The sequence below is a fragment of the Caballeronia choica genome (assembly GCF_001544535.1).
In the GTDB taxonomy this organism is placed as follows: Bacteria; Pseudomonadota; Gammaproteobacteria; order Burkholderiales; family Burkholderiaceae; genus Caballeronia; species Caballeronia choica.
Genome location: NZ_FCON02000049.1, coordinates 1 through 15,706, shown reverse-complemented (window position 1 = coordinate 15,706; position 15,706 = coordinate 1). Strand labels below are relative to the sequence as shown.

General features: G+C 64.4%; 13 protein-coding genes. 7 read left to right on the top strand and 6 right to left on the bottom strand.

The window, feature by feature from the left end:
* Positions 1-193 precede the first annotated feature (193 nt).
* Positions 194-799: a helix-turn-helix domain-containing protein gene (locus AWB68_RS21250; RefSeq protein WP_087646320.1), complete on the top strand. Its 606-nt coding sequence runs from the start codon at positions 194-196 to the stop codon at positions 797-799.
* A gap of 99 nt (positions 800-898) precedes the next feature.
* The gene (locus tag AWB68_RS21245) at positions 899-1,828 is read left to right on the top strand and encodes a bestrophin family protein (protein ID WP_087646319.1); all 930 of its coding nucleotides are present in this window, start codon (positions 899-901) and stop codon (positions 1,826-1,828) included.
* A 57-nt stretch (positions 1,829-1,885) separates the two neighbouring features.
* Here AWB68_RS21245 and AWB68_RS21240 read toward each other — a convergent pair whose 3' ends face one another.
* From AWB68_RS21240 to AWB68_RS21220, 5 genes are all read right to left on the bottom strand, one after another.
* On the bottom strand, positions 1,886-3,268 hold the full coding sequence (locus tag AWB68_RS21240) for a gamma-glutamyl-gamma-aminobutyrate hydrolase family protein (RefSeq protein ID WP_087646318.1): 1,383 nt from the start codon (positions 3,266-3,268) through the stop codon (positions 1,886-1,888).
* A gap of 136 nt (positions 3,269-3,404) precedes the next feature.
* On the bottom strand, positions 3,405-5,165 hold the full coding sequence (locus AWB68_RS21235) for a cation:proton antiporter (RefSeq protein ID WP_087646317.1): 1,761 nt from the start codon (positions 5,163-5,165) through the stop codon (positions 3,405-3,407).
* Positions 5,166-5,395: 230 nt separating this feature from the next.
* On the bottom strand, positions 5,396-5,734 hold the full coding sequence (gene glnK, locus AWB68_RS21230; RefSeq protein WP_087646316.1) for a P-II family nitrogen regulator: 339 nt from the start codon (positions 5,732-5,734) through the stop codon (positions 5,396-5,398).
* Positions 5,735-5,808: 74 nt separating this feature from the next.
* Positions 5,809-7,491, bottom strand: coding sequence for an NAD+ synthase (locus AWB68_RS21225; RefSeq protein ID WP_087646315.1), 1,683 nt, complete (start codon positions 7,489-7,491; stop codon positions 5,809-5,811).
* 61 nt (positions 7,492-7,552) lie between these two features.
* Positions 7,553-8,695, bottom strand: a complete 1,143-nt coding sequence (locus tag AWB68_RS21220; RefSeq protein ID WP_087646314.1) for a GNAT family N-acetyltransferase — start codon at positions 8,693-8,695, stop codon at positions 7,553-7,555.
* Positions 8,696-8,898: 203 nt separating this feature from the next.
* Between AWB68_RS21220 and AWB68_RS21215 the strand changes: the two genes are divergently transcribed.
* Positions 8,899-9,204, top strand: a complete 306-nt coding sequence (locus AWB68_RS21215) for a GIY-YIG nuclease family protein (RefSeq protein ID WP_087646348.1) — start codon at positions 8,899-8,901, stop codon at positions 9,202-9,204.
* Positions 9,205-9,289: 85 nt separating this feature from the next.
* Here the strand turns inward: AWB68_RS21215 and ppa are convergent, their stop codons facing one another.
* A complete protein-coding gene (gene ppa / locus AWB68_RS21210; RefSeq protein ID WP_087646347.1) occupies positions 9,290-9,817 on the bottom strand; it encodes an inorganic diphosphatase in 528 nt (175 codons plus the stop codon).
* A gap of 264 nt (positions 9,818-10,081) precedes the next feature.
* Here ppa and AWB68_RS21205 point away from each other — a divergent pair, with 264 nt between their 5' ends.
* The 4 genes from AWB68_RS21205 (at position 10,082) to urtA (ending at position 15,433) form a co-directional block, all read left to right on the top strand.
* On the top strand, positions 10,082-11,521 hold the full coding sequence (locus AWB68_RS21205; protein WP_087646313.1) for an aldehyde dehydrogenase family protein: 1,440 nt from the start codon (positions 10,082-10,084) through the stop codon (positions 11,519-11,521).
* 21 nt (positions 11,522-11,542) lie between these two features.
* The gene (locus AWB68_RS21200) at positions 11,543-12,301 is read left to right on the top strand and encodes an SDR family oxidoreductase (protein ID WP_087646312.1); all 759 of its coding nucleotides are present in this window, start codon (positions 11,543-11,545) and stop codon (positions 12,299-12,301) included.
* A gap of 149 nt (positions 12,302-12,450) precedes the next feature.
* Positions 12,451-13,767, top strand: a complete 1,317-nt coding sequence (locus AWB68_RS21195; protein WP_087646311.1) for an MFS transporter — start codon at positions 12,451-12,453, stop codon at positions 13,765-13,767.
* Between the two features lie 364 nt (positions 13,768-14,131).
* On the top strand, positions 14,132-15,433 hold the full coding sequence (urtA, locus tag AWB68_RS21190) for an urea ABC transporter substrate-binding protein (RefSeq protein ID WP_087646310.1): 1,302 nt from the start codon (positions 14,132-14,134) through the stop codon (positions 15,431-15,433).
* Positions 15,434-15,706: the final 273 nt, after the last annotated feature.

Genomic DNA, 15,706 nt, shown 5'->3' with positions numbered 1-15,706 from the left:
GGCAAACTTGAGCAGCATCCGCCGCGGTCATCGTTCGCTGGCTGCAACGACGCAGCAAATCGACGTGCGCAATCAGACCGATACGCGCGCCGCCGTCGAGAGTCTGGATAGGTTCCACTAAAACTTAGAGCGCTCGCAATGCATGCACGCGGCTTGAATAACGTAGCCAAAAAAGCTACGATCGTAGCCAATCATGCTACGTTCCCCCTCCGATACGCTCTTCAGCGGATATCGCCGCCGCGTCCTGGCGCTTTTGCTCTTGCGCCCGGACGAAGCATTCCACGTCCGCGAGATTGCGCGCCTGACCGGCACATCAGCCGGAACACTCCACAAGGAACTCAGCAGGCTCGCCCAAGCCGGCATCCTCAAGAGCGAGCGTCGCGGTAACCAATTGGCCTACTTGGCCAACCGCGCCTCGCCGATCTACGATGAACTCGCGAGCATCATGCGCAAGACGTCGGGCGTCGCGGATGTCATTGCCAATACGCTCGCGCCGCTTGCCGCCAGCATCGAGGTTGCCTTCATCTTCGGTCCGGTCGCGCGCGGGCAGGAGCGCGCGGATAGCGACATCGACCTGATGATGATCGGATCGACGGGCTTCGCCGACGCGGTCACGCAGCTATATCCGGCGCAGTCGACGCTCGGGCGCGAGATCAATCCCAAGGTGATTGCTCCGGCCGACTGGCGAAGCAGCGTCCAGCGCGGCGATGCGTTCGCGCTCGACCTGCTGTCGAAACCGAAGACCTTTGTCGTGGGAAGCGAGCATGACCTTGCAAAACTTGTTGGGAACGAGCCTTGATGCGATCACGCCGAACCGCGAACAGATAGCGAGATTGCTGGCGGCAGCGAGGCAACTGGCCATGCCTGACCGATCCCCCGCACGCTGATCAGGAACCCCATGATCATCCGCCCCAAGCTCCACTGGTTCCGCATGCTCTTCGTCTGGCGCGGGTCCGTCCTGCCGCAGCTTCTGCCGAGGCTCGCGTTGATCTTCGTGCTGTCGATCGTCGCGATCTTCCTGCACGATCACCTGCGCAGCTATCCCGCCGGGCTCGGCACGCCGCCGTTCGCGCTCGTCGGCATCGCGCTCGCGGTGTTTCTCGGTTTTCGCAATGGCGCAAGCTATGAGCGCTGGTGGGAAGGCCGCAAGCTCTGGGGCACGCTCGCGATCAGCGCGCGTTCGCTGACCCGGCAGGCGCTCACGCTGCCGCGCGAACCCGACGCCGCCCGGACGCGCCCGTTCATCGCCGCGCTCGGCGGCTTCGCGCACGCGCTGCGTCACCAGTTGCGAGGCACCGATGCCCGCGACGACCTCGCGCCGCGCCTGCCGCCCGAGCTGTACGCACGCGTGCTCGCAGCGCAATTCCGCCCCGCGACGATCCTGCTGTGGCTTGGCGAATGGGTGGCCGCGCGGTCGCGCGAAGGGTCGATCGACGGTTATGCGTTGCTTGCGTTCGAGCACAATTTGAACGCGCTGTCGGAGGTGATCGGCGGATGCGAGCGTCTTGCGACGACGCCGCTGCCGTTCTCGTATTCGGTGATGATCCACCGCACGGTCTATCTGTTCTGCGTGATGCTGCCGTTCGGTCTCGTCGATGGAGCCGGGCTGCTGACGCCGCTGTTCGCGCTGCTGCTTGCCTACGCGTTCATGGCGCTGGAGGCGATTGCCGCGCAGATCGAGGACCCGTTCGGCACGGAGGAGAACGACCTCGCGCTGAACACGATGTGCGAGGCGCTGGAGATCGCGCTGCACGACATGGCGGCGGACCCGGACTTCGAACGCACGCCGGTGCCGCCGTCCCAAACGGCGGATTACCTGCTCGACTGAAAGACTGCCTTCCCTCGAGCTTCCCGCCTTTCGCGCCGGCTCACCGACACGCGCAAATCAGAACCGCGTCTCCCGCGCGACGCGCAGAAACGTGTCGAGCAGCGGCGTGCAATCGAGCAATTCGTCGCCGCCGGCGCGGTGGAACTCCGGGTGCCACTGCACGCCGACGACGAACGGCGCGCGCCGGTAGCGCACCGCTTCGATGATGCCGTCGCCGGCCGACACCGCCTCGATATTCAGGTCGCGCCCCACGGTCCGCACCGCCTGATGGTGGATCGAGTTGACGAGCGCCTCCTGGCGTCCCGGGAACATGTTGACGAGCGTCGAGCCGTCGGGGAAGCGGATCGAGTGGCGATGCTGGTCGTATTGCTCGTTCACGTGGATACCGGCTGTCGGCACATCGGTGGCGATGTCCTGATACAGCGTCCCGCCAAACGCGACGTTGATCAGCTGACAGCCGCGGCACACGCCGAGCACGGGCTTGCCCGATTCGATGAACTCGTGCAGCAGCTCCAGTTCGTACATGTCGCGCACGCGATCGCCGGGCCATTCGGGGCGCGTCGCGGCTTCTTCGTACGACTGCGGCGAGACATCGGCGCCGCCTTGCAGCAACAGGCCGTCGAGATGCTTCGCGTAATCGCGCAGCCGGATATTGCTCGGATGCAGCATGCCCTGATGGCCGACCGTCGGGATCATGAACACCAGCACGTCGCGCGACATCACCCAGTGCGCAATCGACTCCTCCAGATACTGCAGCGTCTTGCCGCGCAGGCCCTTCGCGCCTGGCTCCGGATGGAAGATGCGCGCCGACACGCCGATGCGCAACGTACGCTGCGTGATCCGCTGGCCGGCGCGGTCGAAGATCTGGCGCGCCCGCGCCGCCATCACGCGGCCGAACACCGACCATGCAGAATCCGTGCGCCGCAAATAGGCCGGCGGCGCCTGGGTCGGGTTGGGCGCGCCGGGCGGGATCGGCGGCGGATTCGCTGCGGTGAGATCGGGCGTGGCGCTGAATTCGGGCGGCAGTCTCGTCGAGCGGACCTCGACCGATTCGACATCCTCGGCCGCCAGGGCGGCCTCCGCTTCCGTCGCGGTCTCGATCTTCGCGGCAAGACTCGCCTTCGCCGACGCCTCGCTGCTCGTCTGCGAACCGGCTGCCTGCGCGGCGGTTGCGCGTGCTTCGGCGCGTTGGGCGGCTGCCTTGTCGGCAGGCTCGACATTCGACGCGCTGGCGGGCTGGTCGGTCGAGGCGCGCTCGGCGGCACTCGCTTGCGGGCCCGGCGCAGCCGCCGCGGGAATGCCGGAAGAAGGAGAGGTGGAACTCGAAGGCGCCGTCGAGGACGCGGCCGGTTTGCTGCCGGTACCGGCCGACGCTGCCGCAGCGCTTGAAGAAGATTGATTGCCGGTCGTTCCGGCGTCAGGCGTATTGTTTTCGCTCATTCCGTTTCAGGCGCATGGTGCGCTGTGAGAATGGACAGATTTTGATTATCCGCCTCTGGTCCGGACGCGGCAAACCATCAAACAATTGCTCACATTATTGCCGTAACCGGACAAATCGCGAAACCCGCAAAAAGAATCAGGGATGATCGGGCGGTTCCTCGAAGGTCTCGCGCAACGCAATCTGCATCGTCGCGTGGATCTTCACGCACCAGCGCCACAATACCGTGAGCAACAGCGCCGCGCAAAGCAGCACCGCGATCATCAGGCCGAATGGCGGCAGGATCGCGCCCGACAGCGCCGCCACCAGCAGAAAGACGCCGAACATCGCGACGATCGGGATCAGCCCGGAGATCGTCGAGCGAATCGCGCTGGTGAAGCGCCCCGCCTTTGCCGGCTGCACGCTCACCTCGGCGAGCAGCAGCGCGAGCGATCCGAGCTTGCGATACACCGCGACGAGAAACGGCAGCGACACGACGAGCGCCGCGCTCCACAGCACGACGCGCTGCGCGTCGCTGGTTTGCAGCCAGCGCGACAGGTACCCGGTCGCGTACGGCGCGGCGTACGTCGCGCCCATGAAAATCGCCGCGACGAGCGCGAGATTCACCGCGATCTGCAGCACGATGCGCCGCGTCATGCTGAAGAGGGTCGGGCCGCCGGATTCCGGCCCGAGGCTCGCGAGCCACTGCGAATAGAGCCCGAACGTGTTCGCGACCGGCGCGGGCATCGAACGCGCGAGGCGCAAGGTGATCGGATCGGCGGCGCGGATCAGGTACGGCGTGAAGAGCGTGGTCAGCGCGGAAACGGCCACCGCGATCGGATAGAGAAAGCTGCTCGTCACCTTCAGCGACAACCCGAGCGACGCGATGATGAACGAGAACTCGCCGATCTGCGCGACGCTCATGCCCACGCGCATCGACGTGCGCCCGTCCTTGCCCGCGAGGAACGTGCCGAGCCCGCACGACACGATCTTGCCGACCACGACCGCCACGGTGATGACGGCGATCGGCCACGCGTAGTCGACGAGCACGGCCGGGTTGAGCAAGAGGCCGATCGTCACGAAGAAGATCGCGGAGAACATGTCGCGCACCGGCGCGATCAGCTTTTCGATCCGATGGAGGCTCCGCGCCTCCGCCATGATCGCCCCGATCAGGAACGCGCCGAGCGCGATGCTGTAGTCGAGCTTCACGACCAGCAGGCAAAAGCCGAAGCAGAAGCCGAGCACGGTGACGAGCAGCATCTCGTCGCTTTTCGCCCGCGCGACGTAATCGAGCGCGCGCGGCACGATCAGGATGCCGACCACGAGCGACACCGTCATGAAAAGCATCAGTTGCCCGAGCGTGACGAACGCGACGCCCGCGCTCACCGACCCCGTCTGCGCGATGCCGGAAAGCAGCACGAGCATCGCAATCGCGAGAATGTCCTCGACGATCAAGATGCCGAAGATCAGTTGCGCGAAGCCCTCGCCCTTCATGCCGAGTTCGGAGAGCGCCTTGACGATGATCGTCGTCGACGAAATGGCGAGCATTGCGCCGAGGAACAGCGAATCCATCGAGTTCCAGCCGAACCAGCGGCCGATCTCATAGCCGATCCAGATCATCAGCACGATCTCGGACAGCGCCGCGACAAACGCCGTCGCGCCGACCTTGAAGAGCTTGCGCAAGCTGAATTCGAGCCCGAGCGAAAACATCAGGAACACGACGCCGAGTTCGCCGAGCGTCTGGATCGTGGCTTCGTCGTGGATCAACTGGAACGGCGGCGTGTACGGCCCGATGATCACGCCCGCCACGATGTAGCCGAGCACGACAGGTTGCTTCAACCGATGAAACAGCACCGTCACGACGCCCGCGATCGCCATGATCACCGCCAGATCCTGAATGAAGCCGATCGCGTGGTGCATCCACAAATCCTTACAAAAAGTATACAGAGACGGCGATATTACCGCATCGACTTTCAACGGTCGCGAGCGGTCTCAAAAAAGCGCGTGGGTGGGAAACAGAAACGGGATACGTGCGGCCGGTCGCGCGAAGCGACGGCGCCGTTCGAGCGCGTCCCGGGCGCGCGCCGCAATGGTGCACGCGCCCGGTCGTCATGAAAAAGCTTGCTACTCCGAAGAATCCGCTGCAGCGATCACACCGCCGCTTCGTTCTCCTCGCCGGTGCGGATGCGGATCACGCGCTCGACGTCGGCCACGAAAATCTTGCCGTCGCCGATCTTGCCCGTGCGCGCCGCACCGACGATCGCATCGATGACCTGCTCGGACTGGTCGTTCGCGACGACGACTTCGATCTTCACCTTCGGCAGGAAATCGACGACATACTCCGCGCCGCGATATAGCTCGGTGTGGCCCTTCTGGCGGCCGAAGCCCTTCACCTCCGTGACCGTCAGACCCGTGAGGCCCACTTCGGCCAGTGCTTCGCGAACTTCGTCGAGCTTGAACGGTTTGATGATTGCAGTGATGCGTTTCATGGCTTGCCTCGTTTCGGTGGTCTATCGGATGGTCGGAACTCAGGACAGATGCATTCGATTCTAGACGCCTTTGATCAAGCCAGCGGTTCGGTAAACCGCGAGGTGATCGGATAACGCCAGTCGCGGCCAAACGCGCGATGCGTCACGCGGATGCCGATCGGCGCCTGGCGGCGCTTGTATTCGTTGATCTTGATGAGGCGCGTGACGCGCTTCACGTCGTCGGGCGAGTAGCCGGCGGCGACGATCTCCGCGAGCGACCGGTCCTCTTCCATGTACATGCGCATGATCGCGTCGAGCACTTCGTAGGGCGGCAGGCTGTCCTGGTCGGTCTGGTTCTCGCGCAACTCCGCCGACGGCGCGCGCGTGAGGATCCGCTCGGGAATCACGTCGCGGCGGCCGTATGCATCGGTCTGGTTGCGGTAGTGGCAGACCTTGTAGACCAGCGTCTTCGCGATGTCCTTGATCACCGCGAAGCCGCCCGCCATATCGCCGTAGAGCGTGCAGTAGCCGACCGCCATCTCGCTCTTGTTGCCGGTGGTGAGCACGAGCGAGCCGAACTTGTTCGACAGCGCCATCAGGAGCGTGCCCCGAATGCGTGCCTGGATGTTTTCCTCGGTGGCGTCTTCGGCGCGGTCCTTGAACTCGTCGGCGAGCGCGCCGCGGAAGGCCTCGAACATCGGTGCGATCGCGATCTCGTCGTATTTCACGCCGACGCGCGCCGCCATCTCGCGGGCGTCGGTGGTGGAGATATCGGCCGTATAGCGCGACGGCATCATCACGGCGCGCACGCGTTCGGGGCCGAGCGCATCGCACGCGACGGCGAGCACGAGCGCCGAATCCACGCCGCCCGACAAGCCGATGATCACGCCCGGAAAGCCGTTCTTGCCGATGTAGTCGCGCACGCCGACCACGAGCGCCCGGTACACCTGCGCCTCTTGCGACTGATCGCTGGCGATCGCGGCACGCACCGGCGTGGTGCCGTCGAATTCGACAAAGCCGATGTCTTCTTCGAACTGCGCCATCTTCGCGACGATTTGCCCTTCGGCATCGAGCACGAACGAGCCGCCGTCGAAGATCAGCTCGTCCTGTCCGCCGACGAGATTCACGTAGACCATCGGCATGCCGGTCTCGCGGATGCGCGCGCGCAGGATGTCGAAGCGCACCGATTCCTTGTTGAGATGAAACGGCGAGCCGTTCGGAATCAGCAGCACTTGCGCGCCCGCCGCCTTCGCGAGCTGCGCCGCCGACGCATGCCATGCGTCCTCGCAGATCACGACGCCGTAGCGCACGCCATCGAGGTCGAACACAAACGGTTTCGGGTCGGAGGCGAAGTAGCGCTTCTCGTCGAAGACTTCGGCGTTCGGCAGGTCCTGCTTCAGATACGTGCCGACGATCTCCCCGTCGACGATCAGCGACGCCGCGTTGTACGTGTCGACGGGCGGCACGCCGCGCGGGATCGGAGCGTTGTTGTGCGTCTCGTCATGCTCGCGATGCGGATGCCCGACGATCACGCGCAAGCCCGGGAACGCCTTCAGTTGCGCGGCAAGCTCGAAGAGCGCCCCGGCACTCGCGCGATAAAACGCGGGACGCAACAGCAGGTCTTCCGGCGGATAGCCCGACAACGCGAGTTCAGGCGCAATCAGAAGCTTCGCACCATCGTGATGCGCGCGGCGCGCGGCATCGACGATTTTCGCGACGTTGCCGGCGAAATCGCCGACCGTGACGTTGAGCTGGGCTAGTGCAATTCGGGTTTTCATGTCGGCAAGTGAGGGATGCGCTGAAACGGGGCTCGAAGGCAAACGATTATCGCATGCGGGTTTACGTCTTTTTCCTGAACGGCGTATGCGCTTCCAGCTCTTCGATGTGCTGGTCCATCGCGGCGGTTTCCGCGTCGAGGAACTCGCCGATCGCATGCGCGAAGCGGCGGTCGGCGATCCAGTGCGCGGACCATGTCGGCGTCGGCAGCAGTCCGCGCGACATCTTGTGCACGCCCTGCGCGCCGCCCTCGAAACGAGCGAGCCCGTGCTCGATGCAATATTCGATCCCCTGCATGTAGCACGTCTCGAAGTGCAGCCCCGACACGAACTGGCGCGTGCCCCAGTAGCGCCCGTACATCACGTCGCCGCCGATCATGTTCAGCGCGCACGCGAGCCGTTCGCCATCGGCTTCGGCGATCACGAGCAGCACGCTCTCGGGCGCGGCCGCGTGAATCTGCGCGAAGAACTCGCGCGTCAGGTACGGCGGGTTCCAGTGCTCGCGGTACGTGTTCTCATAACAAGAGTAGAAGAAGTCGAGCGCTTCGTCGTCGATTTGTGCCCCGCGCAGCCACGTGTAGGTCACGCCGGCGTCGGTCACGTGGCGGCGGTCCTGCTTCACCTTCTTGCGCTTGTCGTGACTCATCGTCGCGAGGAAGGCGGCGAAGTTCCCGTAGCCGTCGCCGGGCAGATTCTCCCAATGGAACTGCACGCCTTCGCGCAGCATGTAGCCCGCATCGGTCAGCGCTTCGAGATCCTCCGCCTGCGGAAACAGCACATGCAGCGACGAGAGACCGAGGCGCTTCGTCAACTCGATTGCACCACGCGCGAGCATCACGCGGTCTTCGTGATTCGCCGCGAGCAGGCGCGGACCCGTCACGGGCGAAAACGGCACCGCGGACAAAGCCTTCGGGTAGTAGCGGATGCCGTGGCGCTCGAAGGCATCGGCCCACGCGTGATCGAACACGTATTCGCCGCGCGAGTGCGACTTCAGATAGAGCGGCATCGCGCCGGCAAGCTGGCCGCCGCGCTTGAGCAGCAGATGCTGCGCGCGCCAGCCGGTGCGCGCGATCGCGCAGCGCGTGTCCTGCAGCGCCGACAGGAACGCGTGACGCACGAATGGATTGTCGCCGGCGAGCCGGTTCCAGTCGTGCACGGTGACGCCTTCGAGTGTATCGACCACATGTATTTCGACGTCGCGATTCAAGAGCCTTCCTCGCTGGATAAACGATGCGCGGCGCCGCGACTGACGAGCGGCGCGCGCCGCGAAAGGGCTTATTCTCGCGCATGTCGAAAAAACGCGCCGTCCGGGCAGTCGTAGGCAGTTCGCTTTGAGTTCGCCCCAAAGCGGTGCTCTCGGCGATAATGCGCGGCAATCCCGCCTTTCCTCGCGAGCAACCGCACGACGCCATGCCGTGGTTCCTGTACCTGATCGAATGTTCCGATGGCAGCATCTACACCGGCATCGCGACCGATGTCGACGCGCGCTTCGAAAAGCATTCGAGCGGCAAGGGCGCGCGTTATACGCGTTCGCGCAAACCGCTGCGGGTGCTGGCTTCGTTCGAACTGACGGGCAGATCGGAGGCGTCGCGCGCCGAGTATTGGGTCAAGCGGTTGAGCGCGATCGAGAAGCGCGCGCTGATCGCGGGCGTGCGCACACTGGAGACTGTCGTCCCGGTGCGTGAAGAAACGGATGACGCCGAAAGCGCTGCCTAGCGCACCGGCGCCGAAAATACGAAAGGCCGCGCGTGCTTCGAAGCACGCGCGGCCTTTTGGTTTGCGACCGTCCGAACCGACCCGCTTACTTCTTGTAGTTCGCGACGCCGTCCGTGATTTCCTTGAGCGCGGCATCGACGCCCGCCCAGCCTTCGACCTTCACCCACTTGCCCTTTTCGAGCGCCTTGTACTGCTCGAAGAAGTGCTTGATCTGGTCCTTCAGGTATTCGGGCACGTCGTCGACCGACTTCATGTGCGCCGTCATCGGGCAGATCTTGTCGTGACAGACGGCGACGAGCTTCGCATCGACGCCCGCTTCGTCCGTCATCTGCAACATGCCGAGCGCGCGTGCGCGAACCACCGAGCCCGCCAGCAGCGGAAACGGCGTGATGACGAGCACGTCGACCGGATCGCCGTCGCCGGAAAGCGTCTGCGGGATGAAGCCGTAGTTGGCCGGGTAGCGCATGCCGGTGCTGATGAAGCGGTCGACGACGAGCAGGCCCATGTCCTTGTCCGCTTCATATTTGACCGGATCGCTTTGCGCGGGGATTTCGATGATGACGTTGAAATCCTGCGGAAGATCCTTGCCCGGGGGTACGTTATTGAAGCTCATGAGCGCTCTCTGAGAAAGTTGAGGTTCTGAAGCCGGATGACGCGCACCGCCTGACGTGGCGACGGGCGCCGCCGGCCACGCGTTGACACTGCGCCCCGCGCGCAAGAGAAGCAAGAAAATGCGCGAATGCGTCATTATAGCCAATCGAGGCACGCGATCAGACTCGTCCGATGGCGCGATAATCGGGCTGTGTGGTCACGCGAGACGCGTGCCGAAGCCAGGGAACCGCGATTTGCATGGGACCAGAGTAAGGAGGAACAACGCATGGAAGAAGCGAAGCATTTCATCGGCAACCGATGGGTCGCGCCGGCCGTCGGCGAAACCATACCCGTGATCGATCCCTCCGACGGCCAAATGTTCGCGCAACTCGCGCGCGGCAACGCCGCCGACATCGACCGCGCCGTGAAGTCCGCCCGCGCCGCCTACGACGGTCCGTGGGGCCACACGAGCGCCGCCGACCGCGGACGCATCCTCGCGCGCCTGTCGATGCTGATCGGCGCGTGCCACGACGAGATCGCGCAACTCGAAGCGCGCGACACCGGCAAGCCGCTCAAGCAGGCGCATGCGGACGCGGCCGGCATCGCGCGCTACTTCGAGTTCTACGCGGGCGCCGCCGACAAGCTGCACGGCGAGACCCTCCCCTACCAGACCGGCTACACGGTGTTGACAATCCGCGAGCCGCATGGCGTGACCGGCCACATCGTGCCGTGGAACTACCCGCTGCAGATTTTCGGGCGCAGCGTCGCGGCGGCGCTCGCGGCCGGCAACGCGTGCGTGGTGAAGCCGGCCGAGGACGCGTGCATGTCGGTCCTGCGCATCGCCGAACTCGCGGCGGAAGCGGGCCTGCCCGACGGCACGCTGAACATCGTCACGGGCTACGGCTACGAGGCGGGCGCGGCGCTCGCGCGGCATCCGGGCATCGACCACATTTCGTTCACCGGCTCGCCCGCTACCGGCGCGGCGGTCGTCAAGATGGCCGCCGACAACCACGTCCCCGTGACGCTCGAACTCGGCGGGAAGTCGCCGCAGATCGTCTTCGCCGACGCCGATTTCGACGCCGCGCTACCCGTGCTCGTCGCGGCGATCGTGCAGAACGCGGGCCAGACGTGCTCGGCGGGCAGCCGCGTGCTGATCGAGCGCGCGGCGTACGAGCCGTTGCTCGCGCGGCTCGCGGAGGCGTTTTCCGAACTGAAGGTGGGCCCGAGCAAGCTCGACCTCGACTGCGGGCCGCTCATCAGCGCGAAGCAGCAACAGCGCGTGTGGGATTTCCTCTCCGATGCGCAGCACGACGGCATTGCGATGGCCGCGCACGGCGAAGTGGTATCGGACGCGCCGGAAGCGGGCTTCTATCAGGCGCCCACTTTGCTGCGCGACGTCCCGCCGACTCACCGACTCGCGCGCGAGGAAGTGTTCGGCCCGGTGCTCGCCGCGATGCCGTTCGATACCGAAGACGATGCGCTCAGGCTCGCCAACGACACGAACTACGGGCTGGTGGCCGGCATCTGGACGCGCGACGGCGGACGCCAGATGCGCCTCGCGCGGCGCGTGCGCTCGGGACAGGTGTTCATCAACAACTACGGCGCGGGCGGCGGCGTCGAACTGCCGTTCGGCGGCGTCAAGCATTCGGGGCACGGCCGCGAGAAAGGCTTCGAGGCGCTTTATGGCTTCACGGTTCTCAAGACGATTGCAATCAAGCACGGCTAAAACAAACCACCAGGAGACAACATGCGACTGCAAGGCAAAACGACGATCGTGACCGGCGGCGGCTCGGGCTTCGGCGAGGGCATCGCGAAGACGTTCGCGCGCGAAGGGGCGAACGTCGTGGTGAACGATCTGAACGGGCCGGCCGCCGAGCGCGTGGCAAGCGAAATCGCGCTGGCTGGAGGCCGCGCGATCTCGGTGGCCGGCGACGTCACGAAGCGCGACGACTGGAAGACGCTCTTCGATGCAGCGATCGAAGACTTCGGCAGCGTGCAGGTCGTCGTGAACAACGCCGGCACGACGCACCGCAACAAGCCGGTGCTGGACGTGACGGAAGCCGAGTTCGACCGCGTCTACGCGGTCAACGTGAAGAGCCTCTACTGGAGCGTCGAGCAGTTCGTGCCGTACTTCCGCGCACAGGGCGGCGGCGTGTTCATCAATATCGCGTCGACGGCGGGCGTGCGGCCGCGTCCCGGCCTCGTCTGGTACAACGGCAGCAAGGCGGCGGTGATCATCGCGAGCAAGGCGCTCGCCGTGGAACTCGGGCCGGACCGGATTCGCGTGAACTGCATCAATCCGGTGATGGGCGAAACCGGGCTGCTGTCCGAATTCATGGGCATGGAGGACACGCCCGCGAACCGCCAGAAATTCCTCGCGACGATTCCGCTCGGGCGTCTCTCGACGCCGCAGGACATCGCGAACGCCGCGCTCTACCTCGCCTCCGACGACGCCGAATTCATCACCGGCGTGAGCCTCGAAGTCGACGGCGGACGCTGCGTGTGAAGGCCACGGAACGAGCGCACCAGCGTTCGTTCATCGGTGTTTTCCCCATCAGGATTAGCCGCTTGGCGCCCAACCAAGCGGCTAGAATCCAGCAGCATCGGGTTCTTCTTTACAGAACCATTTCACCTAAAAAAATCGAGGAGACAAGCATGGCCAGCACCGCCAATCCCCTGCCGCGCCCCGGCGCGGGGGCGCCTTCCGCGTTCGAAGAAGCCACTTATCGCAAGGTCGCGTGGCGCCTTTCGCCGCTGCTCCTGATCTGCTACGTGGTCGCGTACCTGGATCGCGTGAACGTCGGCTTCGCGAAGCTGCAGATGAGCACCGACCTGGGTCTGTCGGACGCCGTCTACGGCTTCGGCGCCGGGATCTTCTTCTTCGGCTACTTCATCTTCGAGATTCCGAGCAACGTGATCCTGCACAAGGTCGGCGCGCGGGTCTGGATCGCGCGGATCATGATCACGTGGGGCATCATCTCGGCGCTCACGATGTTCATCACCACGCCGACGATGTTCTACGTCATGCGCTTCCTCCTCGGCGTCGCGGAGGCCGGGTTCTTTCCCGGCATCATCCTGTACCTCACCTACTGGTATCCGGCGCACCGGCGCGGGCGCATGACCACGCTCTTCATGACGGCGATCGCGCTCTCCGGCCTGATCGGCGGGCCGGTGTCGGGCTGGATCATGAAGAACTTCGACGGGACGAACAACTGGCACGGCTGGCAATGGCTGCTGCTGCTGGAAGGGATTCCGTCGATCGTCGTCGGCATCCTGGTGCTCATCATGCTCGACGACCGCATCGCGAAAGCAAAGTGGCTCACGGCTGAAGAGCGCGACCTGCTGGAGCGCAACATCGTCGCGGACAACGTCGAGAAGGAAGACATGCCGATCGGCAAGATCCTGTCGAGCCCGCGCGTGTGGCTGATGAGCCTGATCTACTTCTCGTTCGTGATGGGCCTCTACGGCGTGAGCTTCTGGCTGCCGACGATCATCAAGGCGACCGGCGTCACCGATGCGCTCTCCATCGGCCTGCTTTCCGCGATTCCGTACGGCGCGGCGGTGGTCGCGATGCTGCTCGTCGCGAGGAGCGCCGACAGGCGCGGCGAGCGCCGCTGGCACATCGCGATCCCGGCGCTGGTCGGCTCGATCGGGCTGGTGCTCTCCGTGATCTGGGCGAACAACACGCCGCTCGCGATGCTCGGTCTCACGCTCGGGACGATGGGCATCCTGACGACGCTGCCGCTCTTCTGGAGCCTGCCGACGGCGTTCCTCGCGGGCACGGGCGCGGCCGCCGGCATCGCGATGATCAACTCGCTCGGGAATCTCGCGGGGTTCCTGAGCCCGTATCTCGTCGGCTGGCTCAAGCAGGTGACGGCCTCGAATTCGAGCGGGATGTATATGCTCTCGGGATTCCTGATCCTCGGCGCGCTGCTCGTGTTGAGCGTTCCGGCGCGGACAGTCAATCGCTGACGCCCGCACGCCGGGAACCAGCCTGACCCAAGGGCTTCTGTCTGCGACAGAAGCCCTTTTTCTTTGTTCCGCCATATAGAAAGACAAAAGCAGCAAGGCCTCAGCGAGGCGCCGCCACGCACCGTCGAGAGGCACGCCCTCCCCGCAATGCACCAAAACGCCCCACCGCCGCCTGAAAAGCCGATGGCCCCGCACGCCCTCGCGCCTCACAAACCCGCGCCAATTCAGCATCTGTTGCAGATTGGCATATCCCTTGCAGTAAGAAATGCGCTGCTTGTCCGCCAACGGCGGACTGCCAGCCAGAACATGCTTGGGTCCCAGGCTCACGTCAGGCTCATCACAACATATCGGCAAGGGGAAACACATGAAACGACGCAGTGTCCTGAAGTTCGGCTCGATGTCCGGCGCGCTCGCCCTCGCGGGCCAGTTGCCGATATCGAAAGCACAAGCCGCCGATACCGGTCCGATCAAGGTCGGCATCCTGCATTCCCTGTCGGGCACGATGGCGATCTCCGAGACGTCGCTGAAAGACACCGCGCTCATGACCATTGCGGACATCAACAAGAACGGCGGCGTGATGGGCCGCAAGATCGAGCCGGTCGTCGTCGACCCGGCGTCCAACTGGCCGCTCTTCGCGGAGAAGGCGCGCCAGCTTCTCACGCAGGACAAGGTCGCGGTCGTATTCGGCTGCTGGACCTCCGTGTCGCGCAAGTCGGTGCTGCCGGTCTTCGAGGAACTCAACGGCCTGCTCTTCTATCCGGTGCAGTACGAAGGCGAAGAGATGTCGCGCAACGTGTTCTATACCGGCGCGGCGCCGAACCAGCAGGCGATCCCGGCTGTCGAGTACCTGATGGGGCCTGAGGGCGGGAGCGCCAAGCGCTTCTTCCTGCTCGGCACCGACTATGTCTACCCGCGCACGACCAACAAGATTTTGCGTGCCTTCCTCCACTCGAAGGGAGTCAAGGATGAGGATATTCAAGAGGTCTACACACCGTTCGGACATAGCGACTATCAGACCATCGTCGCGAACATCAAGACCTTCTCGCAGGGCGGAAAGACGACGGTCATCTCGACGATCAACGGCGACTCGAACGTACCGTTCTACAAGGAACTGGGCAACCAGGGCCTGAAGGCGACCGACGTGCCGGTCGTCGCGTTCTCGGTCGGCGAGGAGGAACTGCGCGGCATCGATACGAAGCCGCTTGTCGGACACCTTGCGGCGTGGAACTACTTCATGTCGGTGAAGAACGGGACCAACACGAAGTTCGAAGCCGAATGGTTCGAATGGGTCAAGGCGCAGAACCTGCCGGGCGGCTCGAAGCGGGTGACGAACGATCCGATGGAAGCGACTTTCGTCGGCATTCACATGTGGAAGCAGGCGGTTGAAAAGGCGAAGAGCGCGGACGTGGACAAGGTGCGCGTCGCGATGATCGGCCAGACAATGGCGGCGCCGTCGGGGTTCGTGTTGACGATGGATGGCAACCATCATTTGCACAAGCCGGTGATGATCGGCGAGATTCGCGGCGACGGGCAGTTCAACGTCGTGTGGAAGACGAAGACCGCGATTCGCGCGCAACCGTGGAGTCCTTATATTGCCGGGAATCAGGGCAAGCCGGATATCGTCACTTCGATTCCTGCGTTCTTGCGGCGTTCAAGAGTGGCGTGATTTTTGTCGCTGGCGCTTGGGGGGTGGGGTGATGTTTACACCGTTTGATGCGCTTGGGCTTCTATGGAACTTGTTTTCTTAGTGGTTTATTTGCTCTGCCCCTGTCCGGGGCGGGACTCACTTTCTTTGCTGCTGCAAAGAAAGTAAGCAAAGAAAGCAGCTTTCCACCGCCAATGCTTGCCATGTGCCTCTAGCCCGTTCCCTCGGAGTGGTCCAACCGGGGGAGTGTCGTTAGCGGGGTTTCATCGTTGTTGGCATGTAGACGAGGCGCGC

What these genes read in the sequence shown, in the direction of transcription:
- AWB68_RS21250 (WP_087646320.1), top strand. Translation starts at nt 194, where the DNA reads ATGCTACGTTCCCCCTCCGATACGCTCTTCAGCGGATATCGCCGCCGC.
- AWB68_RS21245 (WP_087646319.1), top strand. Translation starts at nt 899, where the DNA reads ATGATCATCCGCCCCAAGCTCCACTGGTTCCGCATGCTCTTCGTCTGG.
- AWB68_RS21240 (WP_087646318.1), bottom strand. Translation starts at nt 3,268, where the DNA reads ATGAGCGAAAACAATACGCCTGACGCCGGAACGACCGGCAATCAATCT.
- AWB68_RS21235 (WP_087646317.1), bottom strand. Translation starts at nt 5,165, where the DNA reads ATGCACCACGCGATCGGCTTCATTCAGGATCTGGCGGTGATCATGGCG.
- glnK (WP_087646316.1), bottom strand. Translation starts at nt 5,734, where the DNA reads ATGAAACGCATCACTGCAATCATCAAACCGTTCAAGCTCGACGAAGTT.
- AWB68_RS21225 (WP_087646315.1), bottom strand. Translation starts at nt 7,491, where the DNA reads ATGAAAACCCGAATTGCACTAGCCCAGCTCAACGTCACGGTCGGCGAT.
- AWB68_RS21215 (WP_087646348.1), top strand. Translation starts at nt 8,899, where the DNA reads ATGCCGTGGTTCCTGTACCTGATCGAATGTTCCGATGGCAGCATCTAC.
- ppa (WP_087646347.1), bottom strand. Translation starts at nt 9,817, where the DNA reads ATGAGCTTCAATAACGTACCCCCGGGCAAGGATCTTCCGCAGGATTTC.
- AWB68_RS21205 (WP_087646313.1), top strand. Translation starts at nt 10,082, where the DNA reads ATGGAAGAAGCGAAGCATTTCATCGGCAACCGATGGGTCGCGCCGGCC.
- AWB68_RS21200 (WP_087646312.1), top strand. Translation starts at nt 11,543, where the DNA reads ATGCGACTGCAAGGCAAAACGACGATCGTGACCGGCGGCGGCTCGGGC.
- AWB68_RS21195 (WP_087646311.1), top strand. Translation starts at nt 12,451, where the DNA reads ATGGCCAGCACCGCCAATCCCCTGCCGCGCCCCGGCGCGGGGGCGCCT.
- urtA (WP_087646310.1), top strand. Translation starts at nt 14,132, where the DNA reads ATGAAACGACGCAGTGTCCTGAAGTTCGGCTCGATGTCCGGCGCGCTC.